The following is a 23,605-nucleotide window of genomic DNA, read 5'->3' as shown; positions in this document are numbered from 1 at the left end:
TTTTTTTGTTTAGTACTTAGCAGCTCCTTTAGCAGCTGAATCTTTTATAAACTGCCTGATGTCGTCTGTGGAAGTTTTTAAATCTTCATCTCTTAAATACATCATGTGGCCACTTCTATAAGCTTTAAAATAAATTCGATCTTTCATTTTACCACTTGGATCCATTTGTCCAACGGTGTATTTTGCTGCAAAATAAGTAGTAGCTCCATCGTAATACCCAGATTGCACCAAGACTTTTAAATAAGGGTTTTGAGCCATTGCTTGACGTAAACCATCTCTAGTGTAATCGTTTTGTCTGTCCCATGGATGAACATCTCCAAACATATTATATTTAATATCTGTTTTAAAGTTAAGCTCTTCTCTTAAATAATAATTTATTGCAGGCGTAAAAGAGTGTAGCCATGATGTTAATTCTGAATTATAATCAGGGGAATTTCCAGCTGTCATTTTATCAATTCCTAAATAACGTGAGTCTAATCTACCAATGGTATAACCTTCATCACGTAATAATTCTTTCCAGAAAAAGCTAGTTGGCACATTTAAATTGTGGTCTAAAATAGCTTTTTTGTCTAAGCCAGAATACAAGCTCATTTTTTCTGCTACTTGTTCTCTTTCTTCAGAAGAAATAAACCCTCCTTTTGCTAAAGCTGGCATTAAATTATTTATAGTATAAGTTTCTACTTCAGGTAAGATTTCTAATAAATCTTTTTGTTGTAAAGAAGCAGGCAATGCTTTTTGATGCCAAGCTGCTGCTGTAAAATACGGTAAATTTAAAGCTGAGTAAATAGGCTGATCGGTAGAATATATTTTATAATCGGCTGGAGATACTAAAATCACACCATTTAAATACATCCATTGATTGTTTTGTAATTCGTTAGATAAGCCCATAACTCTTGGTCCTCCATAACTTTCTCCAATTAAATATTTTGGCGATTCCCAACGGTTATTTCTAGTTACAAAAGTATTCATCCATTCGGCTAAATAGGAAATGTCAGCATTTATCCCGAAGAATGTTTTTCTATCAGGAAGTTTTCCATCTTTATCTTCAATCATTCTGGAATAACCTGTATTTACAGGATCAATAAAAACAATATCTGCAACATCTAAAATAGAGTTTGGATTGTCTTTAACGCCATAAGGTTGAACTGGATAACCTTCATCATCAATATTCAAAACTATAGGTCCAGTATAAGCAATGTGCATCCAAACAGATGCAGAACCTGGTCCACCATTAAACGAAAAGATAATAGGTCGTTTTTCCTTGTCGCTATTACTCTTTTTATAATAGGTGTAAAATAGCGTAGCAATAGGTTCTCCTTTGCTGTTCCAAACTGGTTGTGTTCCTGCTGTTGCTTGATAAGAAAGACTTTGTCCTTTTATTACAACATTATGATTGGTAACAACCATCGTGTCCAAAGGGATTTTTTTTACTTGCGAAAAAAGCAAACTTGTAGAAATTGTGGCTAATAATAAAAAGATATTCTTCATAGGTTATCATTTAAGTTTTAAAGATAAAATGTTTTATTGGAAGCTGTTTTCAAAATATGTTAAAATCCTTCAAAAACTCCTAAACCAAACAAAGCAAAATCATATTTTACAGGATCTTCAGAATCCAGTTTTCTTAAGCTATTATCTAATTCTTGTAATGCTTTAGCATCGTTTTGTTTGCGTTTTAGTAAACCCAATTTTCTGGCTACATTCCCAGAGTGTACATCTAATGGACATGATAATTGGGAAGGAGATATGTTTTTCCAAATCCCAAAATCAACTCCAGTGTTATCATTCCTTACAAACCATCTAAGCATCATATTAAGCCTTTTTGCTGCTGAATTTTTTAACGGATCACTCACGTGTTTCTGTGTTCTTGGTAAATGTTCTATTTCAAAAAACACTTTTTTAAAATGATGTATAGAATTCTGTAGCGAACCATCTTTTAATCCATCTACAAACACAGATTCTAAACCTTGATGGTTGTTGCAAATATGTTGTAAAGCCTTTATAAACGTAATAAAATCTGTTCCATTAAATGTTCTATGCACAAAAGGCAATAAGGCTTCTAAGTCTTTTTCCTGATGATTTTTTACAAAATCGTATGGCGAATGTTCTAATAACTGCATCATTCTATTGGCATTATTAATAATGCTTTTTCTATTTCCCCAAGCTATTGTTGCAGTTAAAAAACCTGAAATTTCAATATCTTCCTTTTTGTTAAATAGATGTGGAATTTGAATGGGATCTGTTTCAATAAAATCAGGATGATTGTATTGCTTCACTTTGGAATCAAGAAATTCTTTTAATTCTGTTTTGTTCAATGGTAACCTTATTTTTTCTTTAAAAATATAAAAAATAGAAAGAATCACTTTCTAATTATTTATTTAAAATAAAGTAACTTCGTTTTTACTTATTTTATATTCAAAATAGATATGTCTGTTGCTTATTCAAACCTTAAAATACACTCACAACAAGCTAAAGAAATAGCTAAAAATCTCTATAATATTGAAGGAAATGTTAAAGTCTTACCTGGAGAATTAGACTTTAATTTTCTAGTTGAAACAAATTCCGAAAGCTACATTCTTAAAATTAGTAGGCCAGATGAAGATTTAAGTTATTTAGAATTTCAACAGGAGATGCTTTTGCTTGTTTTAAAAAGGGAACCGAATTCACCTAAAGTATTTTCAGATATTCATGGCAATAGCATTAGTTCTATAAAGGACGATCATGGAAATACTCGGTTTGTAAGGCTGTTATCTTGGATTGATGGCAGATTGTGGTCTTCAGTAAATCCTATTAAAAATGATTTGCTATTTAGTTTAGGAAATGAAGCTGGGAAAATTACGAAAGCTTTAACAGGTTTCGAGCATTCAAAAGCAGAAAGACAAATTGATTGGGATATTGCTCATGCCGAATGGACATTTAAGTATTTAGGGTTGTTTTCTGAAGAACAAAAAACCATTGTTTCTTACTTTCAAAAGCAATTTGAAGCGTTTCAAAAGGAATATAATAACCTTCGAAAATCAGTTGTTCATAATGACGCCAACGATAATAACATTCTTGTGTCATCAGATCTAATTAATCCAGAAGTCATTGCTATTATTGATTATGGAGATGCTATTTATACACAAACCATAAACGATTTAGCAGTAGCTATAGCTTATGCCATTATGGGGAATCCGGATTTGTTATCAGCAACTTTGCCTATAGTTTCAGGCTATCATAATCAATATACTTTACTAGAAGAAGAACTTAAATATCTCTATAATTTAGTAGCCATACGTTTGATAATTAGTGTCACAAAATCTGCCTTGAATAAACAAAAAGAACCAGATAATACGTATTTGCTTATTAGCGAAAAACCTGCTTGGGATGTTTTAAAAAGATGGAAAGATGTTGATGAAAATTTAGCATATTATAGTTTCCGGTCTGCTTGTGGATTTACAGCCCATCCAAATGAAAATGAATTTAAATTGTGGACACAAAAACAAGATGTCTCTTTAAATGACTTTTTTCCAACGCTTGATTTTAATCATATTCACACAATCGATATGAGTATTGGTAGTACTTGGCTTGGTAGTGAAAGAGAATATAATGATTTAGAACTTACTACTTTTAAAATTAATAGACTTCAAGCTGAAAAACCGAAAGCTTTATTTGCAGGAGGTTATGTAGAAATTAGGCCTTTTTATAGTACCAAAGCCTATCAAAAAGAAGGGAATTCTGGACCAGAATACAGAACCACACATTTAGGAGTTGATTTTTGGGTAAAAGAAAACACGCCTATTCATGCACCTTTTGATGGACAAGTGTTTAGTATTTATAACAATGGAAACAATAAAGATTATGGACCAACTTTAATTTTAAAACATGAGACAGATTCTGGCATTCCGTTTTATACCTTGTATGGACATTTGACTGAAAGCAGTCTAGATGTTGTTGTAAAAGGTCAGAAAATAAACAAAAACGATCTGATTGCTTATGTTGGTGATGATTTTGAAAATGGCGATTGGTCGCCACATTTGCATTTCCAAGTCATGTTAAATATGTTAGACAACAAACACGATTTTCCAGGTGTTGCTTTCCCAAATAATATCACTGTTTGGAAGAGTATTTGTCCAAACCCAAATCTATTGTTCAAATTTGAAGGATTAAATGAACATATTAAAAAAGACAATACAAACCTGATTGATTTCAGAAAAAACCATTTAGGCAAAAGTTTAAGTTTATCTTATAAAACCCCTTTAAAAATGGAAAGAGGTTCTGGTGTCTATTTAATTGATGATACAGGACGAAAATACTTAGACACAGTAAATAACGTGGCTCATGTTGGTCATGAACATCCTAAAGTCGTAAAAGCTGGACAAGACCAAATGGCTGTTTTAAACACCAATTCTCGTTATCTACATGATACTATTAAAGATTTTGCAAAAGAGTTACTAAATACCTTTCCAAAAGAATTATCTGTAGTCCATGTTGTGAATTCTGGAAGTGAAGCCAACGAATTAGCTCTGCGTATGACAAAAGCATATACCAAAGCTCAAGATATGATTGCTGTAGAAATCGGTTATCATGGAAACACCAATGCGTGTATTGATATTAGTTCTTATAAATTTGATGGCAAAGGTGGTCAAGGAGCTCCAGAACACACGCATATAGTTCCACTACCTGATAGGTTTAGAGGTTTGTATCAAGGAGATAATACAGCTGAAGATTATGTTAAGCATGTAGATGAACAAATAAATAACATTCATAAAAAAGACAGGAAAGTAGCTGGTTTTATTTGTGAAAGCATCATTAGTTGTGGTGGACAAATAGAACTACCAAAAAACTATTTAAAGCTAGCTTATCAAGCTGTTCGGAAAGCTGGTGGGCTTTGTATTGCAGACGAAGTTCAAACAGGTTGTGGTAGAGTAGGACATACATTTTGGGGATTTCAGCTACATGATGTCATTCCAGATATCGTAACCATTGGAAAACCTATTGGAAATGGTCATCCCTTAGCTGCTGTGGTTTGTACCCAAGAAGTTGCTAATGCGTTTGCAAATGGCATGGAATATTTTAATACGTTTGGAGGAAACCCAGTTTCTTGTGCTATTGGAAAAGAAGTGTTACAGGTTATTAAAGATGAAAATCTTCAAGAAAATGCTTTAAAAGTTGGTACTTATTTAAAGAATGAATTAATAAACCTTCAAAAAGAATTTCCAATAATAGGTGATGTTAGAGGACAAGGCTTGTTTTTAGGTTTTGAGTTGACTGACGAAGTTAAGCATCCCTTAGCTGAAAAAGCGTCGTATTTAGCGAACAGAATGAAAGATTTTGGTGTTTTAATGAGTACAGATGGGAAAGACCTTAATGCTTTAAAAATAAAGCCTCCATTGGTTTTTTTGGTTGAGAACGCAGATGAATTGTTATCTAGATTAAAGCAAATTTTTAAAGAGGATTTTATGAAGTATTAATCTAATTTCTTGAAATAAAAACCATCTTCTAGATTTTCTGTTCGTTGTTGAGGAATTACTTTAAAGTGGGTTTTAAAATAGTTCAATTGTTGCTCGTTTAAAGCTGGTAACTTCGTGTTTCCAGTTCCCCAGAAAAAATAAATATTAGTTGGTGTATTAAACTTGGTATTTCCTAATTCTAGAACTTTGTACTCCGTTTTATACTGACTGTTTTCATGTGGTTCAATGACATAGTTAGTTGAAAAGGTACTCGTTTGAATATTCGGAATAGTAAAAAACAAAGGAACTATAATAACAATTGTACTTAGAACTAAAATACCTTTAGTTATTTTTTCAGACTTTATTATTTCAGAAAGAAGAAATAGAGATAAAATAATTACAAATGGTATATAAAACCTGAATTGTGGAGAAGTAGCAAACAAAATAAACAGTTGTAACAAAGCTGCTCCATAAATAAACAAAATGGCTTTATTGGTCTTGAATTTCTTTATAAAAAATAAAAAGAGAACTAGTATTAAAAGAATAGCTTTATTAAAAATACCATCCATTCCAGATTGAAAAATCCATCCTTTAATTAAACTTAAATAGCTGCTACTACTGTAAACTTCAGGAGTAACTGCATAGCCATAGGCTTTTGCGTAATTGTAAAAATAGGCTTCGATATTTGTAGGCAAACTCCAAGGCATTTTTAAAGGTTCAATTCCAGTTAATGGATACATAGGATTTCCAGTAATCAATACGTTTTTAATAACAATTAAACTTAAGGTTATAATGCTAACAACCCAAACTATGAACGTGTATTGCTTGACATGCTTATAATGTTTTATATAAATTAAAACTGGAAATAATACAAAAACGATAGTCGTAGCTTTAATTAGAATTAAAAACGATGTGAGCATGACTAAAGACACTAAGCCATTTTTGCTACAGGCATGATAATTCATTAGCAAACCATAAAAAATGAATAAAGAAATAACATACACTGCTAAATCTGGGGAAGGAGAACTAACAAATTGAAATAAAAACACATTAAAAATAGGGAAGAGCCCAATTACTAAATTCAATGGATTGTTATTGATTTTGAAAAAGTCATTCAGTTTTATTAAAGCGTAATAATTTACAAGTAAGAGACATAGACCGTTTAAGTCGTTAAAATTGTCGTATAAAAAATTAAAACTAAAAACGCTTTGTAAAATATGCCATCCACTTGTCTGACCTAAAAATAAATGTATATTAATGAGTCCTTTAACAAAGCCAAACTCGTTTAACCAAGCAATGGTTTGAATGTAATAAGATTCGTTATCTAAAATAAATGGAGGAGAAGCAGATTGTGCTAAAACAAGAATACAGATAACAACTAATAATAGTTTAAAAAATTTAGATAATTTGTTAAAATCTTGTTTAAATAATGATATGTAATTAATTATTAATGAATAGTTTACAAAAAGTAAAATAAAACCAATTAATAAGATAAAAATATGAAACTGCCAGCTAATTGCTGAGAATATAGCCCAAAAGCCTGCTACTAAAGTAATACCAAAAAATCCATGAAATAGCACTAAAATAGGATTGACATCCTGAAGTTTTAGTAAACGATTAACACTAACTCCAGCCACTAAGGTAATTGCTAAAATATAAATCCAAGATAGAAGAATGAATAGCATGCAGTTTTATGGGTTGGTTTGGCTAATGTTTAGATTTCCAACCTCTAATATATGATTTTTCCGTCAACCATGGTCAGTTTCCTATCTGCCATATCTGCTAATTCCTGATTATGAGTCACAATCACAAAGGTTTGGCCAAACTCATCACGAAGTTTAAAAAACAATTGATGTAGGTTTTCAGCCGATTCGCTATCTAAATTTCCTGAAGGTTCATCGGCAAAAATAAGCTCAGGATTATTAATTAAAGCTCTGGCTACTGCCACACGTTGTTGTTCGCCACCAGAAAGCTCATTTGGTTTGTGATGGTATCTATCTTTCAATCCTAAAAAATCTAAAAGCTCTTTGGCACGTTTTTCTGCCTCTTGCTTTTTAGTTTTTTTAATATATGCAGGAATACATACATTCTCTAAGGCTGTGAATTCAGGTAATAATTGATGAAACTGAAAAATAAAACCAATATGCTCATTCCTAAACTTGGCTAAAGATTTATCGTTTAAGGAACTGATGTTTGTGTTATTGATTACAAATTCATAGGATTCTTTCAATTCCGGCTTGTCCAACGTTCCTAAGATTTGTAGTAAGGTTGTTTTTCCTGCTCCTGATGCTCCCACAACAGAAACTATTTCTCCTTTTTTTATATCTAAATCAACACCTTTTAAAACGTGTAAATCACCAAAGTATTTATGGATGTTATTTGCTTGAATCATATAAAACGTTATGCTGTGGTGAATTTACTACAATAAGAAGTCCTATACAATAATCAGCTATTATTCTTATTAAAAATGTTTTTAACATGATTATAATCAATAAAATAGACTAATCTTAAAGAGAAGTTATGATCGATTGGTTGTTCAAATAGATTATTTACACTATCAAAATATGTATCTCTAGAAGCATTCGATAAATCGAATAAACTATTTCTATATAAGGCAGTTATGGTACTTCCAGGAGCAAATTGCCAGGAGTATCCAAAATCTAAATTCCAAGTATTATAATTTGTATTTGGATTATCAATATCATCTGTACTATAGCCATCTTCTGTACTCAACCTTCCATTGTCTTCTAGTGTATACAATTGTTTATCATAATCAACAACACTCCAATAATTTCTAAACGTTAAAGATAAGGCATGTAACACATTAAAATTATAGTTTGTAGTTAAGCTATTTATTAAAGTAGTTCTATCTCGTTGGCCAAAAACTATATCGTTTCCTATATTCTGAATATAACCTCTATTACCATTCGAGTTGTTAAAATCTACTTTATAAATTAAAGTAAACCTATCATTAAAACGTACTCTTGGGCTTAAACTAAAATCAAAATTAAACATATCTCTATCATCTTCAAACAGAGTTCCAAAACCCATATTTACATCGTAAGCAAAGGTATTATTGTAATTGGAAGACACCCAAGCACTAGAGCTTAACCAATTTTCATAAATAAAATATCTACCTTCTGTTCTGGCTTCAAAATAATCGTATTGTTTACCTATTTCATAATTAAATCTAGCACCATAACTCAATATGTTTTTGTTTTGAAATGTAACACGACCACCAGTATTTTTACCAGTATATTTACTAGGGTTATACAGCATGTTGTAATTAAACCAAAAATTATAATCGAAATTTATAAAGTTTCCTATGGGTTCAAATATTCTATAAGAAAAATCTATATTAAAATTACTGTAATTATTCCTGAAATTTATTCCTAGGTCATTAATATCATAATCTTCATCTGCTAATTGATGTCTAAAACTGTATTGATAGTTTCCACTAATTTTTCCAATTTCAAATTCTGTATTAAAACCATTTTCATTGCCTTCTTCTAAATTTAAAAAGCTATGTTTGATAGCAGCATCAATTCCAATAGTGTTTTTCTTGTTGGCATAATCTAATAAAGCTGCAGTAATATTTGCATCTCTAAAATGTCCATCTCTAGTTACATTGGTATTTATTAAAGTAACAGATGAATTCCCGTTAAACTGTTGGTCTATTACAAATATATTATAGTTTGCTAAGGGTTCAACAACCTGTTTGCTTGATAGATTGGTTATTGTATCTTTTATAGTTGCAAATGTTTTTTCTGTAATGGCATTAAATACTCCTATGCCAAGACCTTTTTCAGTTCTCCCAGATATTTTAAAGGCATTAATAGTTTTAACTATATCAGGATAGTCTATAACAACTTCTTCTTGATCTAAATTAGGTTCTCCAATTGGTGCATTTCCAACACGTCTGGAATAAAACAGATTCCCTTTGGTAAATAAATCGACACCTTCTGTAAAAAACTGTCTTTGCTCAGAAAACTCTTGTTCAAATGGTCCAAGGTTAAGTACCACATCATCAAAACCAACTTGACTAAAGTCTGGAATTAAGGTAGCGTCTAATGTGAAATTTTCAGTAATCCCATATTTTAAGTCTAATCCTATATTATATTCATCTGTAATATCATCATCTCCTTTTTTGCGAATGATTGTAGAAGCATATGGATAAAGCATTAATCTAACAGGTGGTTGAATGTTTTTTAAACCTAATAATTCTCCATGATATAGACTTGTTCTACCAACTGAAGGGTCTATTGGGTTCCAACTATATTGAGACCTATCTGTTCTAAACTGTCTATGAAACTGTAAACCCCAAACAGGTTCTTTTTTGTTTGAGAAACGCAATGCAGAATAAGGTATTCTCATTTCAACAACCCAACCGTCTTCTACTATTTTTACAGCACTTTCCCAAACAGCATTCCAACCAAAATCTTGACCAATATTGGGTGAAGAAATAGCGTCTGCCTGATTGTTTGTTGGGAATACAAAGAATTCGGTATCGTTTTGGGAATCGTTATTAGGATTAATTACAACCTCAAAAAAGTCATTAATTCCAAAGTTATCACGACTTTGAAACTGTTTCATTATTTCATTTGGATTGTCATATAAGTAAGCTCCAAAATATATGGCATCGTCATCATAAGTTACACGTACAATTGTTCTTTGGTAGTCTTTTTCCAAAATACCAACATCTGGCTTAAATTGAGTAAAGTTTTCAGCCAATTCAGCATCTTCCCAAGCAACATCATTTAACATACCATCTATTTTGGGTGCTATTGCAGCTCTATTAATGGTAATAGATTTTTTTTCTTGACTTAAACTTACAGACGTAAATAAGCATAGTGAAAGAAGAAATACAATATGTTTCATTTTTAATTGGTAGATTGATGTAATAATAAAAGCATAAATGAAACATAGTTACATTTAAAAAAAGCAAATCTAAATTTGAAAATAATTATAATATGCTAACTAAACGTTAAAAGCCCTTATGAGAGTGTTAATTTTTATGATATAGATATGAAGTTTAATGTGACATTGATTCATAGTTGTTGAAAATATTATGTATTAATTTGTGGAATACTATTTGCTATTAGTATAGTAGTTAAAAATTTATAATATGAATTTAGACAAGAGTACTAAAACTAAAAAACTAATATTAGGAATTATATTCGATTTATTAGGCTATGTATCTTACATATTCCCTCCATTCGATTTTGTTTGGGCGCCATTATCTGCTTATTTAATGACAAAATTATATGCTGGTAAATCTGGTAAGTTTGCTGCTGTAGGTACTTTTATTGAAGAAGCATTACCTATGGTAGATTTTATACCTTCTTTTACACTTATGTGGATATATACCTTTGTGTTTACTAGCAAAAAATTAAAACCAGTAGTAGAAATAGAAGAAAAAAAGCCTTCTGAAATAGATTAAATCAGAAGGCTAATGAAGTCTTATAGTTGATAAGTAACACCAACACTTATATTTCTTCCCATATTATAAATACCATCTTGTTTTAGTCTAGAAAGATGATTTATATAATTTTTATTAGTTAAATTAGTTCCTGAGATAGACAAGATTAAATCGTTATTAAAGACACTTACAGTTCCACCAATTCCTGCACTTAATAAATTATAAGATGGTGTAGATGTCTCAAAATAACTTACATGGCCTTGCTTAAATGTAGATCTAAGGGTAATAAAACCAAAACCAGAATTTAACCACTTATTTTCATATTCTACACGAACAGTATTTAATAATGAATTTGCAGGAATTAAGGGTAAATAGTCTCCATTATCTTGCTTCCCTGTAACCGTTTCAAAACTACTTTCAAAATGAAGCCAATCTAGAGGATGAGGATGTAAATGAAAGCCTATTTCACCTCCATACAACCTTGCATTATCTTGTAGGTAATTATACACTGGTGCAGTATCAATAATTTGTCCATTTGGAGCTAGATAAATATAATCGAATACATAGTTATAGAAGCCATTAATAAAAAACTCAAAATGATCGCTATTATGTTCAAGAGCTAAATCTAATTGTATGTTTTGTTCGTTAACTAAATCAGGATTACCTATTTCATATCTATTAGTTCCATGATGAACACCATCAGATGCTAATTCAGAAAGGTTTGGTGCTCTAAACCCTGTAGAAACATTAAACCTTGTAGTAATATATTTAAAAACGTCTGCTTTAATTCCTGCTGCACCATTAAAACTATTGTAGTTTTTTGAGAATTCATTTTCAATTGAAATATGTCGATAATCATATCTAAAACCTAATTGAACATCAATAGATTCAAAATGTATATGAGACGTTCCTAACACTCCAAAATCATTAGTAACAGCATTTGGTATTAATATCTCTTCACCATAATTTCCATTAACCTGATTCATACCTTGAACCCCAAATATGGTTTCAAACTTCCCGTAAACAGGTAAATGATATTTCATATCATAATTAAAGGTTTTTAATTTCATATTTAATGCAGCTTCTTCATGCTCCTCATGTTCTTCGTGTTCTTCATAATCATCATGGTCATGTTCGTCTTCAAATTCTTTTCTGTTATTATAAGTATAACCTAAATTTATTTCCAAACTAGATTTATCAAAAAACATAGTAGATTTAGAACTAAAAATATGATTTGTAATATCTTGATAAGGTAATAAAGGATTCTTATCTGTAGATTGGTCTGTAACCTCCTCAGGAATGCCTAATTTTGAATGATTCACATTATAACGAAATTCCGTTTTAAATTGAGTGGATTGATATCCTAAACCTGCTTTAAAATCTTGCTCTTTAAATCGTGTGTTGGTGACTCTATAATTAGGAGTCTCGTAATCTGAATGACCAGTAATTGATCCTCGAAATAGATACTTAAACTTGTCTCCAGAGGCTTTATATCCAGCATTGGTACTGTAACCTAATGTATTTGAATAGTAGTTACCAGTAACATCTGCTGCACTTTCATTAATTGGAGCAAACTTTTCAGGATTTAAGTAAAGAACACCACCAAGTGCATCACTTCCATAAAGTAAGGAGGCAGGTCCTTTAATAACTTCAATACTTTCTATGCCAGCATCATTAAGTCCTAAGCCATGTTCTGCTCCAAATTGTTGGTTTTCAAGTCTAACGCCTTGCGCATAGACAAGAACACGATTAGAGCTTAAACCACGTATTACAGGTTTTCCAATACTTAGTCCAGTAGTGATGCTTTCTACTCCTGCAATATTATCAATACCATCAGATAATGTTATTGCACCAATAGCCTTTAAATCTGAAACTTTCTCATATTCTACTTTCATAACATTTTCACGTTGTAGCTTATGAAATGGAGTTGATAGTATTACAGCATCCATTTCTATGGCAGAAGGATTTAATGCTATTTCTAAAGGTTTGGATATTGGAATTTGTATGGTTTTAGAATGAGATTCAAACCCAATAAACGAAAAAACAATTTTATAATTTCCAGAAGGTAAATTTTGTAAGACAAAATGTCCAGATTCGTCTGTAGTAGTTCCTTTCTCTAATTGTGGTAAATAGATGTTTGCAAATGCAATGGGATTGTTTGTGTTATTTTCTAAAAGAGTTCCTTCTATTGTGTTTTGTGCTTGTATAGCAGTAAGACTTACAAATAATAGTAAGTTTATTAATGTTTTCATTTTTAATGTATAATAGTTAATGTTTAGCTAAATATCTTTAGCTTGTATGTAAAGATTAACTATTAAATGGAGGCCCTCTAAGAGTAAAATGAAGGGGTTGAAATGTGTTTAAAAACAGATACTGACTGAAGATATGATTGTAGTTATCATCAATATCAAAAAGATTATAAGACTGAACAGTAAATGTATACTGATTGTTTAATTTAAACTTATGAAACGTACAGTCAATATCTAAGGTATGTAAATGGGTTTTAGATTCTCCTTTGCAAACTTCGTGTTTATGATGACTGAAAATATGTGTAAACTTAACAACAGAAGGTGTTAGTAAAGCCAACACTAAAATAAGTGTAGACAATTTAAATACCATATGTTGTTTGATTTTATGCACTAATCTAAAAAGCGTTTTAACCCAAATCTCTTCAGCATTTTCTTTTCAAATTCCCAAAAGAATTTAAACTGTCCAAACAGCCAGCCAATAAAAACTAAAAGGATCTGATAAAAAATAAGCCCAATAATAATATATAAAACCCAATAGACCACAATATTTAAGTTTTCTTTAGTAATTCCTAATAGTTTTATAATGGGTCTTCCAATAAATAAAGACGATGAACCTGTAATTGCAAAAACAATAAAAATGCGAATCATTTCCCATTTATAATCTACGATCCATTTATTCTCTAATTTTTTAAATAATAATAGTGTAAACTTTAAAAATACATAAAATAGAGTAGCAGTAACAGCAATTGTAATATACAAGTTATAGCCTCCTAATATGACATTTGCCAATTTAAAGGAGCTATAGATTAGCCCCAAGATACCCATAATTGGAAAAATAAGCTGCCAGTTTTTTTGAATTTCCCAGTTCGTTTTAAATTGTTTCATTGCTACTTTTTAGTCGTGCAAAGATATTCTAAATTCTAGGAGTATAACTAGTTAATTTTTGTTTATAGGTTAACTGAAAGAAGATGAAATAGTTATAGAGTTTATAATTTACTTCATAACCATAGTCTGTATTCGGATTGTAATATATTTGTGTATCATACAATCCAGATTGATATCTTAATGGTTGCAATACACGTTCATTCCAAGCATCTACATATTGTTTGTTTCTGGTCTCTAAAAAATCCTGTTCATAGTAGCCTCTAGCTCTAGCTCTAGTCTCTAACCATAAATTATAACCTGGTTCAATAATTATTAACTCGTATTCTAAATCATCATTAGAAATAGAAACTGTATCATTCTCAATCAAGCTAATTTGATCTTTCTGTGTGCTTATTTCTTTAGGTTGACTGGTTTTACAACTGTAGAATAACCCACAAAGTATAAGGGTGTAAAGAATTGATTTCATGGCTTTTTGTTTTATTTTAAAGATACAAAAATCATGCATTATTTTACTTAATTTAAGCCTCTTTAACATAAAAAAGTCAAACATAGAGTTTGACTTTTTTATTATTTTTTATGGAAATATTTATTTTTTCCAAATAGGCTTCTATCTAAGCCTAAAAGACAACCAATCTTTTTATTGTTACTCAATACCAATTCAATAGCATCGTTTATATTGTAGCCAATGCCAATGGTTTGCAGTTTATACGTTCTCTGTTTTTAACAAACTAATTATTTGCGAAGCTAACTCGGTACCAATTCTATCTTGTGCCTCATTTGTAGCTGCACCAATATGCGGTGTTAAAGACACTTTGCTATTCATTAATACTTGAACGGCTGGTGTTGGTTCTTCTTCAAAGGTATCTAAACCTGCAAAGGCTATTTTACCACTTTCTAAAGCTTTTATAAGTGCTACTTCGTCTATAACACCTCCACGAGCTGCATTAATGATTCCTGCGCCATCTTTCATCATATCTAGTTGCTTTTTACCTATAACATAATCTGCTTGTGCAGGAACGTGTAAAGTAATAAAATCGGCATGTTTAAGAATGTCCTTCATTGGCTCTGTTTCTATTTCAACATTGATAAACTGTCCGTTGTAAAACTCGACTTTAATATTGGCCTTACCTACAAACTTATCGCTAGCAATAACTTTCATACCAATACCTAAGGCTATTTTGGCAACTTCCTTTCCAATGCGTCCAAAGCCTATAATACCAAGTGTTTTTCCTCTTAATTCAACACCTTTAGCATAATTCTTTTTTAAAGATTTAAATTGAGAATCACCATCTAAAGGCATGTTTCTATTAGAATCATGTAAAAAACGTACACATCCAAATAAGTGAGCAAATACAAGCTCTGCAACAGATTGAGAAGAAGCAGCAGGTGTATTAATAACATGAATACCTTTACTTCTGGCATATTCCACATCAATATTATCCATACCAACTCCACCACGACCAATAATCTTTAAAGAGGTACAGCCATCAATAATATCTTTACGTACTTCTGAGGCACTTCTAACCAATAACACGTCTATTTGGTGCTTATTTATGTATTTTACTAATTGTTCTTGTGCTACGGTAGTTGTTAAAACTTCAAATCCACCTTGTTCTAAGGCTTCAATTCCACTTTTCGAAATACCATCGTTTGCTAATACTTTCATTGAAAAATAAGTTTTATTCCCACGAAGGTGAGACTCTATTTTAAATTAAATTGTTTTCTTTTCTTTGTTCTAGTAAGTATTTGTATACAGCTAATGTTTACTGAACACTTTTTAAGCTTTTGTTTCTAATTCACTCATAACTTCTACTAATGCTTTTACACTGTCTAAAGGTAAGGCATTATACATAGAAGCTCTATAACCACCAACACTTCTGTGACCGTTTAAACCATTAATTCCAGCCTCTTTAAGCATGGTTTCAAAGGTTTCTTTTAAATTATCATTTGCTAGTGTAAACGTAGCATTCATGTTTGAACGATCTTCTTTTACAGAAAAACCTTTAAATAAAGGGTTTAAGTCTATTTCAGAATACATAACCCTAGCTTTCATCTCGTTTATCTCTTCAATGGCTTTAATTCCACCAAGATTTTTTAACCACTCTAAGGTTAACATAGATACATACACTGCAAAAACAGGAGGTGTATTAAACATACTTCCTTTTTCTATATGTACTTTATAATCCATCATAGAAGGTATTTTTCTAGATACTTTTCCTAAAATATCTTCTTTAATAACCACTAAAGTAGTTCCTGCTGGACCCATATTTTTTTGAGCTCCTGCATATATTAAATCGAACTTCGAAAAGTCTAATACACGAGAAAAAATATCGCTACTCATATCGCAAACCATAGGAATATCGCAAGTTGGAAACGATTTCATTTGTGTTCCAAAAATGGTATTGTTAGAAGTGCAATGAAAATAATCGTAATCTGATGGAATATCGTATCCTTTTGGAATGTAGTTATAATTAGCTGCTTTAGATGAAGCTACTTCGTATACATCATCAAAGATTCTAGCTTCTTTAATGGCTTTATCACTCCAGGTACCAGTATTTAAATAGCCAGCTCTTTTTTCTAATAAATTAAGAGCTACCATTAAAAACTGGGTACTTGCACCACCTTGTAAAAACAATGCTTTAAATCCTTTTCCTTCAAGACCTAAAAGCTCTAAGGCTAAAGTTCTTGCTTTTTCCATAACATCTACAAAAGGTTTACTTCTATGGGATATTTCTAATAACGACAATCCATCGTTATTAAAATCCATAACAGCTTCAGATGCTTTTAAAAGAACTTCTTGTGGCAAAATACATGGACCTGCACTAAAATTATGTTTTTTCATAATATATTTTTTAACATTAGCAAAGGTGCTAATTTCTTATAAATTATAGGTTGAATCTGTTTTTATTTATCAACTTATTTTCAACAAAAATGCCAAGGTGTCAACACCATCAGCAAAATCGTTTAAATTTGGGTTTTGTGTTTCTCCAAAGGCAATTTCATTCTCTATCAAACCATCTGCCACCACACATTGTATCTGTTCGGCATCGGTATTAAGTTTCTTTTTTAAGGTATCTAAAGTTTCATAGTGTTCATAAAACACGGTTGCAATAGGAGAGGTGTAGCTGGAATCTTCTTTAATCATTAAAAACCCATTTTCCAGCATGTCAAATTCGCTCATTAAATACACAGCCTTATTATAGTCGTAATTATTGGCATATTTGGCTCCGTTTATTATGGGATTCCAAGCATACATGGCATTAAAAAAGCTATCAAAATTATAATCTTTAGGCACAAACAATTTGGATACGTTTCTACAACCCAAGCCATAGTATCTAAAAATATCGTTGGAAAGCTGAGTTAATTGCTGATCGGTTTCTTTACCAGTTAATACAGCTATAGAGTTTCTGTTTTTTCTAATAATAGAAGGTTTGCCTTTAAAATAGTATTCAAAATATCTGGCAGTATTGTCGCTACCAGTAGCAATAACTGCATCAAAATCTACTAGTTTGTCTTCTGTAAAAGTTATTTTTCCATTAAAACTAGGTTCAACATGTTCTAGATATTTAGCTAGAAAAGGAAGTAAATGTTTATCGTTACTAGATTGTTTTACCAACACATCATGTCCAGAAAGTAATACACAAAAGAAATCATGAAATCCAACTAAAGGTATGTTTCCTGCCATGATAATGGCTATTTTTTTGGAATCAATACTCTTAAAGTTATAGTTGCTTAAAAATACTTCAATATTGCTATTATTCAGTGCTTTAGACCAGTTGTTAAAAGCAAATAAAATATTTTCATTAGTAAACCAGCCATTGTGTTCTTTAGCTAATTTTATTTGATGTTTAAAGGCATCAAAAAACAAGTCATTATGCTCTATGTTTTCTCTTTTTATGATACCTGTTATAGAAAACTGACTTAAAAAATCACCTAGTTTTACAAAGGCTTGGATTCTTTTTTCTAAATTCATTATTAGGTTTGGTTATGAATTGTTTTGGCTTTATTTTTGCAGCTGCAAATTTAAGATAAAAATCGCTATGGCAATAATTATAACAGACGAATGTATAAACTGTGGAGCTTGTGAGCCTGAATGTCCAAATACTGCTATTTATGAAGGTGCTGATGATTGGCGTTATAAAGATGGAACTGGTTTAACAGGACGTGTTGTATTACCAAATGGTAAGGAAGTAGATGCAGATGAAGCTCAAGAGCCAATTAGTGACGAAATTTATTATATAGTTCCAGATAAATGTACCGAATGTAAAGGATTTCATGAAGAACCTCAATGTGCTGCTGTTTGCCCAGTGGACTGCTGTGTTCCAGACGACGACCATGTAGAAACAGAAGAAGTATTATTAGGTAAACAACGCTTTATGCATCCAGAAGACTAGACTCTAATAGACCTTATATTATTATAAAATCCTAAGCTATAGCTTGGGATTTTTTGTATATAAATTAAAAAATACAATTTCATAAAGTTGGTTATAATTTGTGTAACATTTTATCGAAATAGAATACGTAACTATTAATTAAACATTAAACTGAATAAAATGAAAAATAAACTACTTTTAATAATGGCTGTTATTTTTGTTTTTCTTGTAAAACTAATTTGAATAATAGATTTAAAGGAAAATGGGTAAATACAGAAAATAATAAGAAAACTATCGTGATTTCTAGAATTGGAGAAAAATATACTGAAAATATAAATGATACTGAAAAATATCCTGCAGTTAAATATAATGGAGTTTTAAAAATAATAATCGAAAGTGATACTGTTTTTAGTAAGATTGATGACAAAAAAAATCTAATAATAGAAAATGAAACATTCAAAAAATTGAACGTAAGATATACCAATCCTGGAGCTGGAGTATACTGATAAATAACTATATTTTTAATTAGATAAACTAAACGTTTAAATTTCAATTTACACATATAACAAATTTTCAATTCACTATTCAAACTATTCAAGTAATTGGTTACCTTTGCAGCTGCAAAAAAAGAATGAGATTCCTGCCTTTGTAGGAATGACAAAATATATTTTCAATGAAAGCAGGCATCGTAGGATTACCAAACGTAGGGAAATCGACCCTTTTTAATTGTTTATCTAATGCTAAAGCGCAAAGTGCCAACTTTCCGTTTTGTACTATAGAACCTAATATAGGTGTTGTAAACGTACCAGATCCAAGACTTCAAAAGTTAGAGTCTTTAGTAAATCCTGAACGTGTATTGCCTGCAACTGTTGAAATAGTGGATATTGCAGGTTTGGTTAAAGGAGCAAGTAAGGGAGAAGGTTTAGGTAATCAATTCTTAGCGAATATTCGTGAAACAGATGCGATTCTTCATGTTTTGCGTTGTTTTGATAACGATAATATTGTACATGTCGATGGGAATATAAATCCAATTCGTGATAAAGAAACTATCGATATGGAATTGCAGTTAAAAGACTTGGAAACAGTCGATAAAAAACTAGATAAAGTTAAGCGTGCTGCAAAAACAGGAAATAAAGAAGCTCAAAAAGAAGAAGCCGTTTTATTGAAAATTAAAGCAGGTTTAGAAGCAGGAATTTCAGTAAGAGCCTTAGAGTTTTCGGAAGAAGAAAATGAAGATTTTGTGAAACCAAGTCAGTTTATAACAGACAAACCTGTTATGTATGTTTGTAATGTAGATGAAGGTTCTGCAGTATCTGGAAATGCCTATGTTGAAAAAGTAAAAGAAGCTGTAAAAGACGAAAACGCTGAAGTATTAGTATTAGCTGTTGGAACAGAAGCAGATATTAATGAATTAGATGATTATGAAGAACGCCAATTGTTTTTAGCAGATATTGGTTTAGATGAACCAGGTTCTTCAAAATTAATTCGTTCTGCTTATAAGTTATTAAATCTACAAACCTATTTCACAGCAGGAGTAAAAGAAGTTCGTGCTTGGACTGTGGATATTGGAGCAACTGCTCCTCAAGCAGCTGGAGTAATTCATACAGATTTTGAAAAAGGCTTTATTAGAGCTGAAGTTATTGCTTATAATGACTATGTTCAATTTGGTAGTGAAGCAAAAGTTAAAGAAGCTGGAAAAATGAGAGTAGAAGGCAAGAATTACATTGTAAAAGATGGAGACGTCATGCACTTCTTATTTAATGTTTAGATAAATAACCCAAATTTATAATAAATGAAACATATTTTATTGGTTGCTATGCTTTTCGGTTTAAGCATAAATGGTTTTTCTCAAGATAAAGAACAGACTGCTAGTGTTGAAAAATCAGTTTATGGTATCCAGACAGGTTTTGCTGGTATTTGGGCTCATGGAGAATTCAGATTGTCCAACAAGTTCGCCTTAAGAACTGAAATAGGTTTAGATTTAGGAATATGGGAAAATAATTACTCAAATGAAAAAGGTCTTTTTTTTATTCCTGTTATTACTTTGGAGCCACGTTTTTATTACAACTTAAATAAACGTGTAAACAAAGGAAAACGAATTGATGGCAATAGTGGAAACTTTATAGCTTTAAAAACCAGTTATAATTCAGATTTGTTTTTCATAGGAACAAGTAAGGATATTAATTTAGAAACCGATTTTATGATTGTTCCAACTTGGGGAATAAGAAGAAATATCGGTAACCACTTTAATTACGAAGCCGGATTTGGTTTAGGATATATACATTATAGAGAAGAATATTATAATGATAGCAATAGTGATGTAGCTGTAAATCTGCATGCAAGAATAGGATATAAGTTTTAATCCTTTAAAAATAAATTCATAAATTTAAAAGCCAATGTTCTCAACAACATTGGCTTTTTATTGTTAATTACTTTGTGGATTCTGTATTTCATTTTTTAGAACGAAACCTTATATTAGCATCGTACCAAAAAATTGCGCCAATTTATGTCTGAACAATCTAATTATACAGAAGATAATATACGTTCCCTAGACTGGAAAGAACACATAAGAATGCGTCCTGGAATGTATATTGGAAAACTTGGCGATGGTTCTTCTCCAGACGATGGTATTTACATCCTTTTAAAAGAGGTTTTAGACAACTCTATTGACGAATACGTTATGGGAGCTGGTAAAACCATCGATGTGTCCATTCAAGGTAATAAAGTTATTGTTCGTGATTATGGTCGTGGAATTCCTTTAGGGAAAGTAGTAGATGTGGTTTCCAAAATGAATACAGGAGGAAAGTACGACTCGAAAGCTTTTAAAAAATCGGTTGGACTAAATGGTGTTGGTACCAAAGCTGTAAACGCTTTATCTTCATTTTTTAGAGTCGAATCTACTCGTGATAATAAATCGGCATCAGCTGAATTTGAACAAGGAAACTTAACCAATCAAGAGCTTTTAGACGATACATCTAGAAGAAAAGGAACCAAAGTATCTTTTGTTCCAGACGATGTTATTTTTAAAAATTACAAATACAGAAATGAGTATGTTGTAAAAATGCTTAAAAACTACGTGTATTTAAACACAGGTTTAACCATTATTTTTAATGGAGAAAAATATTTTAGTGAAAATGGTTTAAAAGACCTATTAGCAGAAAACATAAAAGATACAGACAGGTTATATCCTATTATTCATTTACGAGGAGATGATATAGAAGTCGCCATTACACATAGTAAAACTCAATATAGCGAAGAGTATCATTCTTTTGTAAATGGACAAAACACCACACAAGGAGGGACACATTTAGCTGCTTTTAGAGAAGCTTTAGTAAAAACAATTAGAGAGTTTTATGGCAAAAACTATGAAGCTTCAGATGTTAGAAAATCAATTGTTTCGGCTGTTTCTATTAAAGTTATGGAACCAGTTTTTGAAAGTCAAACAAAAACAAAATTGGGTTCTACAGATATGGGAGGGAAACTTCCAACCGTTAGAACTTTTGTAAACGATTTTCTGAAAACACAATTAGATAATTATTTACATAAAAACCCGGATACTGCTGAGAAAATTCAACGTAAAATACTTCAGGCAGAACGTGAGCGTAAAGAACTTTCTGGTATTAGAAAGTTAGCAAAAGACAGAGCAAAAAAAGCGAATCTTCACAATAAAAAACTACGTGATTGTAGAGTGCATTTTGGAGATACTAAAAACGAAAGAAATTTAGAGACTACCTTGTTTATTACAGAGGGAGATTCAGCTTCTGGTAGCATCACAAAATCCAGAGATGTGAACACACAAGCTGTTTTTAGCTTAAAAGGAAAGCCTCTAAATTGCTATGGTTTAAGTAAGAAAATAGTTTATGAAAACGAAGAATTCAATCTGTTACAGGCTGCATTAAATATAGAAGAATCTTTAGAGGATTTAAGATATAACAATGTGGTAATTGCTACAGATGCTGATGTAGATGGAATGCATATTCGCTTATTGTTAATCACCTTCTTTTTGCAATTCTTTCCTGAAGTAATTAAAGAAGGACATTTGTATATTTTGCAAACCCCTTTATTTAGAGTAAGAAATAAGAAAGAAACAATATATTGTTATTCAGATGAAGAACGACGTGATGCTATAGAGAAATTAAAACTTAAACCAGAAATTACTCGATTTAAAGGACTTGGTGAAATTTCACCAGATGAATTTGTGCATTTTATTGGGGAAGATATGCGTCTAGACCCTGTGATGCTGGATAAAGACATGTCTATTGAAGAGTTGCTTTCTTTCTATATGGGAAAAAACACACCAACCAGACAAGATTTTATTATCGACAATTTAAAAGTAGAATTAGATATTTTAGAAGAAGAAAAAGTATCATGAAGAATTTAAGTTTCAATATTCTGGTTGTCTTGATATTATTAACGCAAAGCAGTTTTTCTCAATATTCTAAAATCGATCTTTCAACAATATCTGAAGAAAAAAAACAGGAGGTTTATGAATTTGTTTATCAAGCTTTAACAACTTGTGATGAAGCTCCTTCATTTACTTCTAAAAAAACAACATATGATTTTAGAAAATTTTATGATGATAACAAGATATCTTCCCATTGCAAATGGCAAGAAGAGCGATATGGTTCCATAGCAAGTATAATTTTAGATGAAGTAATTTTTAGAAATGATAAAGAAGTTTTTAGATACAAAGTAAAAAGATCTAAAGCTGATTGGCTTTCAGAAATAAGAATATTTATAGATAAAAAAGGCAGATTTACTAGTATAAACACAAAAAGTTATTGGTCTGATACATTTTATACTTGGGGTGAACATCCAAAACCATTTGTTGTAGATATTTCTATAGTGCAAGATTCTATTGTAAAACAAAACAATGAATTTGCATTAAAGTCTTATAACCTTTGTGAGAATTCTGAAATTTTTGAACTTAATGAAACCAATGCAATTTATAGAACTATAAGGAAAGATTGGAAAAAATACATGTTAAAAGAATGTGATTCTATAAAACAAACTCACGGAAATTTTAAAAAGTTACAATTCAGTCAGTATTTAACAGATTCAATTGGTTTTAAAGTTTATAGATACCAAGTTGATTTTGATAAGATGAAGAAGCCTTCAGAAATTAGAATCTACTCTAAATTAAATGATAAATATTCTGGTATTTTCGTTGTAGATGTTTGGTATGATAAATATTTTAGTTTAAAAGAAGCAAGAGAAAAATCGAGAAATGAACTAGGAAATTAGTTAATT

The 23,605-nt window shown here is 30.9% G+C and carries 20 protein-coding genes; 8 read left to right on the top strand and 12 right to left on the bottom strand.

Annotation, left to right across the window (positions count from 1 at the left end):
* Window positions 1–9 precede the first annotated feature (9 nt).
* Together FVF61_RS02725 and FVF61_RS02720 are read right to left on the bottom strand one after the other, a co-directional pair.
* Complete coding sequence (locus tag FVF61_RS02725) at window positions 10–1,488, bottom strand: S10 family peptidase (protein ID WP_148452995.1); 1,479 nt, start codon at window positions 1,486–1,488, stop codon at window positions 10–12.
* A gap of 59 nt (window positions 1,489–1,547) precedes the next feature.
* A complete protein-coding gene (locus FVF61_RS02720; RefSeq protein ID WP_148452993.1) occupies window positions 1,548–2,312 on the bottom strand; it encodes a TIGR02757 family protein in 765 nt (254 codons plus the stop codon).
* 111 nt (window positions 2,313–2,423) lie between these two features.
* Here FVF61_RS02720 and FVF61_RS02715 point away from each other — a divergent pair, with 111 nt between their 5' ends.
* Complete coding sequence (locus FVF61_RS02715) at window positions 2,424–5,450, top strand: aminotransferase class III-fold pyridoxal phosphate-dependent enzyme (RefSeq protein WP_148452991.1); 3,027 nt, start codon at window positions 2,424–2,426, stop codon at window positions 5,448–5,450.
* Here FVF61_RS02715 and FVF61_RS02710 read toward each other — a convergent pair.
* The 3 genes from FVF61_RS02710 to FVF61_RS02700 are packed head-to-tail and all read right to left on the bottom strand — an operon-like array spanning window position 5,447 to window position 10,307.
* On the bottom strand, window positions 5,447–7,114 hold the full coding sequence (locus FVF61_RS02710) for an LIC_10190 family membrane protein (RefSeq protein ID WP_148452989.1): 1,668 nt from the start codon (window positions 7,112–7,114) through the stop codon (window positions 5,447–5,449). The genes FVF61_RS02715 and FVF61_RS02710 overlap by 4 nt on opposite strands.
* A gap of 44 nt (window positions 7,115–7,158) precedes the next feature.
* On the bottom strand, window positions 7,159–7,821 hold the full coding sequence (locus tag FVF61_RS02705; RefSeq protein WP_148452987.1) for an ABC transporter ATP-binding protein: 663 nt from the start codon (window positions 7,819–7,821) through the stop codon (window positions 7,159–7,161).
* A gap of 53 nt (window positions 7,822–7,874) precedes the next feature.
* Entirely contained in the window at window positions 7,875–10,307 is a 2,433-nt protein-coding gene (locus tag FVF61_RS02700; protein ID WP_148452985.1) for a DUF5916 domain-containing protein, read from the bottom strand.
* A gap of 247 nt (window positions 10,308–10,554) precedes the next feature.
* Between FVF61_RS02700 and FVF61_RS02695 the strand changes: the two genes are divergently transcribed.
* A complete protein-coding gene (locus FVF61_RS02695) occupies window positions 10,555–10,869 on the top strand; it encodes a hypothetical protein (protein WP_148452983.1) in 315 nt (104 codons plus the stop codon).
* A 20-nt stretch (window positions 10,870–10,889) separates the two neighbouring features.
* On the opposite strand, the gene FVF61_RS02690 is transcribed toward FVF61_RS02695, so the two are convergent.
* The 7 genes from FVF61_RS02690 to FVF61_RS02660 form a co-directional block, all read right to left on the bottom strand.
* Entirely contained in the window at window positions 10,890–13,100 is a 2,211-nt protein-coding gene (locus tag FVF61_RS02690) for a TonB-dependent receptor (RefSeq protein WP_148452981.1), read from the bottom strand.
* Between the two features lie 55 nt (window positions 13,101–13,155).
* Window positions 13,156–13,467 (bottom strand): hypothetical protein, encoded by a 312-nt coding sequence (locus tag FVF61_RS02685; protein ID WP_148452979.1) that lies wholly within the window; start codon window positions 13,465–13,467, stop codon window positions 13,156–13,158.
* 20 nt (window positions 13,468–13,487) lie between these two features.
* A complete protein-coding gene (locus tag FVF61_RS02680) occupies window positions 13,488–13,982 on the bottom strand; it encodes a DUF6787 family protein (protein ID WP_148452977.1) in 495 nt (164 codons plus the stop codon).
* Between the two features lie 28 nt (window positions 13,983–14,010).
* Window positions 14,011–14,448: a DUF6146 family protein gene (locus FVF61_RS02675; RefSeq protein ID WP_148452975.1), complete on the bottom strand. Its 438-nt coding sequence runs from the start codon at window positions 14,446–14,448 to the stop codon at window positions 14,011–14,013.
* A 237-nt stretch (window positions 14,449–14,685) separates the two neighbouring features.
* On the bottom strand, window positions 14,686–15,648 hold the full coding sequence (locus tag FVF61_RS02670) for a D-2-hydroxyacid dehydrogenase (protein ID WP_148452964.1): 963 nt from the start codon (window positions 15,646–15,648) through the stop codon (window positions 14,686–14,688).
* Between the two features lie 111 nt (window positions 15,649–15,759).
* On the bottom strand, window positions 15,760–16,824 hold the full coding sequence (gene serC / locus FVF61_RS02665) for a 3-phosphoserine/phosphohydroxythreonine transaminase (RefSeq protein WP_148452962.1): 1,065 nt from the start codon (window positions 16,822–16,824) through the stop codon (window positions 15,760–15,762).
* A 69-nt stretch (window positions 16,825–16,893) separates the two neighbouring features.
* Complete coding sequence (locus FVF61_RS02660; protein ID WP_199757252.1) at window positions 16,894–17,955, bottom strand: acyl-CoA reductase; 1,062 nt, start codon at window positions 17,953–17,955, stop codon at window positions 16,894–16,896.
* A gap of 67 nt (window positions 17,956–18,022) precedes the next feature.
* Between FVF61_RS02660 and FVF61_RS02655 the strand changes: the two genes are divergently transcribed.
* The 6 genes from FVF61_RS02655 to FVF61_RS02630 all read left to right on the top strand — a co-directional run bounded on the left by FVF61_RS02655 (window position 18,023) and on the right by FVF61_RS02630 (window position 23,599).
* Window positions 18,023–18,376 (top strand): 4Fe-4S dicluster domain-containing protein, encoded by a 354-nt coding sequence (locus tag FVF61_RS02655; protein ID WP_148452959.1) that lies wholly within the window; start codon window positions 18,023–18,025, stop codon window positions 18,374–18,376.
* Between the two features lie 218 nt (window positions 18,377–18,594).
* A complete protein-coding gene (locus FVF61_RS02650; protein WP_148452957.1) occupies window positions 18,595–18,861 on the top strand; it encodes a hypothetical protein in 267 nt (88 codons plus the stop codon).
* 167 nt (window positions 18,862–19,028) lie between these two features.
* Window positions 19,029–20,123: a redox-regulated ATPase YchF gene (ychF, locus tag FVF61_RS02645; RefSeq protein WP_148452955.1), complete on the top strand. Its 1,095-nt coding sequence runs from the start codon at window positions 19,029–19,031 to the stop codon at window positions 20,121–20,123.
* A gap of 24 nt (window positions 20,124–20,147) precedes the next feature.
* Complete coding sequence (locus FVF61_RS02640) at window positions 20,148–20,717, top strand: hypothetical protein (RefSeq protein WP_148452953.1); 570 nt, start codon at window positions 20,148–20,150, stop codon at window positions 20,715–20,717.
* 144 nt (window positions 20,718–20,861) lie between these two features.
* Entirely contained in the window at window positions 20,862–22,727 is a 1,866-nt protein-coding gene (locus FVF61_RS02635; protein WP_148452951.1) for a DNA topoisomerase IV subunit B, read from the top strand.
* Complete coding sequence (locus tag FVF61_RS02630) at window positions 22,724–23,599, top strand: hypothetical protein (RefSeq protein ID WP_148452949.1); 876 nt, start codon at window positions 22,724–22,726, stop codon at window positions 23,597–23,599. Before FVF61_RS02635 ends, FVF61_RS02630 begins: the two co-directional genes overlap by 4 nt.
* Window positions 23,600–23,605: the final 6 nt, after the last annotated feature.

The sequence above is a fragment of the Xanthomarina maritima genome, assembly GCF_008084905.1.
Taxonomy (GTDB): Bacteria; Bacteroidota; Bacteroidia; order Flavobacteriales; family Flavobacteriaceae; genus Xanthomarina; species Xanthomarina maritima.
This window is presented reverse-complemented; position numbering and strand designations above follow the sequence as displayed.

Excerpts from the sequence above, each read along its gene's own strand:
- FVF61_RS02725 (WP_148452995.1), bottom strand. The coding sequence starts at position 1,488 with ATGAAGAATATCTTTTTATTATTAGCCACAATTTCTACAAGTTTGCTT.
- FVF61_RS02715 (WP_148452991.1), top strand. The coding sequence starts at position 2,424 with ATGTCTGTTGCTTATTCAAACCTTAAAATACACTCACAACAAGCTAAA.
- FVF61_RS02710 (WP_148452989.1), bottom strand. The coding sequence starts at position 7,114 with ATGCTATTCATTCTTCTATCTTGGATTTATATTTTAGCAATTACCTTA.
- FVF61_RS02705 (WP_148452987.1), bottom strand. The coding sequence starts at position 7,821 with ATGATTCAAGCAAATAACATCCATAAATACTTTGGTGATTTACACGTT.
- FVF61_RS02700 (WP_148452985.1), bottom strand. The coding sequence starts at position 10,307 with ATGAAACATATTGTATTTCTTCTTTCACTATGCTTATTTACGTCTGTA.
- FVF61_RS02695 (WP_148452983.1), top strand. The coding sequence starts at position 10,555 with ATGAATTTAGACAAGAGTACTAAAACTAAAAAACTAATATTAGGAATT.
- FVF61_RS02690 (WP_148452981.1), bottom strand. The coding sequence starts at position 13,100 with ATGAAAACATTAATAAACTTACTATTATTTGTAAGTCTTACTGCTATA.
- FVF61_RS02685 (WP_148452979.1), bottom strand. The coding sequence starts at position 13,467 with ATGGTATTTAAATTGTCTACACTTATTTTAGTGTTGGCTTTACTAACA.
- FVF61_RS02680 (WP_148452977.1), bottom strand. The coding sequence starts at position 13,982 with ATGAAACAATTTAAAACGAACTGGGAAATTCAAAAAAACTGGCAGCTT.
- FVF61_RS02675 (WP_148452975.1), bottom strand. The coding sequence starts at position 14,448 with ATGAAATCAATTCTTTACACCCTTATACTTTGTGGGTTATTCTACAGT.
- FVF61_RS02670 (WP_148452964.1), bottom strand. The coding sequence starts at position 15,648 with ATGAAAGTATTAGCAAACGATGGTATTTCGAAAAGTGGAATTGAAGCC.
- serC (WP_148452962.1), bottom strand. The coding sequence starts at position 16,824 with ATGAAAAAACATAATTTTAGTGCAGGTCCATGTATTTTGCCACAAGAA.
- FVF61_RS02660 (WP_199757252.1), bottom strand. The coding sequence starts at position 17,955 with ATGAATTTAGAAAAAAGAATCCAAGCCTTTGTAAAACTAGGTGATTTT.
- FVF61_RS02655 (WP_148452959.1), top strand. The coding sequence starts at position 18,023 with ATGGCAATAATTATAACAGACGAATGTATAAACTGTGGAGCTTGTGAG.
- ychF (WP_148452955.1), top strand. The coding sequence starts at position 19,029 with ATGAAAGCAGGCATCGTAGGATTACCAAACGTAGGGAAATCGACCCTT.
- FVF61_RS02640 (WP_148452953.1), top strand. The coding sequence starts at position 20,148 with ATGAAACATATTTTATTGGTTGCTATGCTTTTCGGTTTAAGCATAAAT.
- FVF61_RS02635 (WP_148452951.1), top strand. The coding sequence starts at position 20,862 with ATGTCTGAACAATCTAATTATACAGAAGATAATATACGTTCCCTAGAC.
- FVF61_RS02630 (WP_148452949.1), top strand. The coding sequence starts at position 22,724 with ATGAAGAATTTAAGTTTCAATATTCTGGTTGTCTTGATATTATTAACG.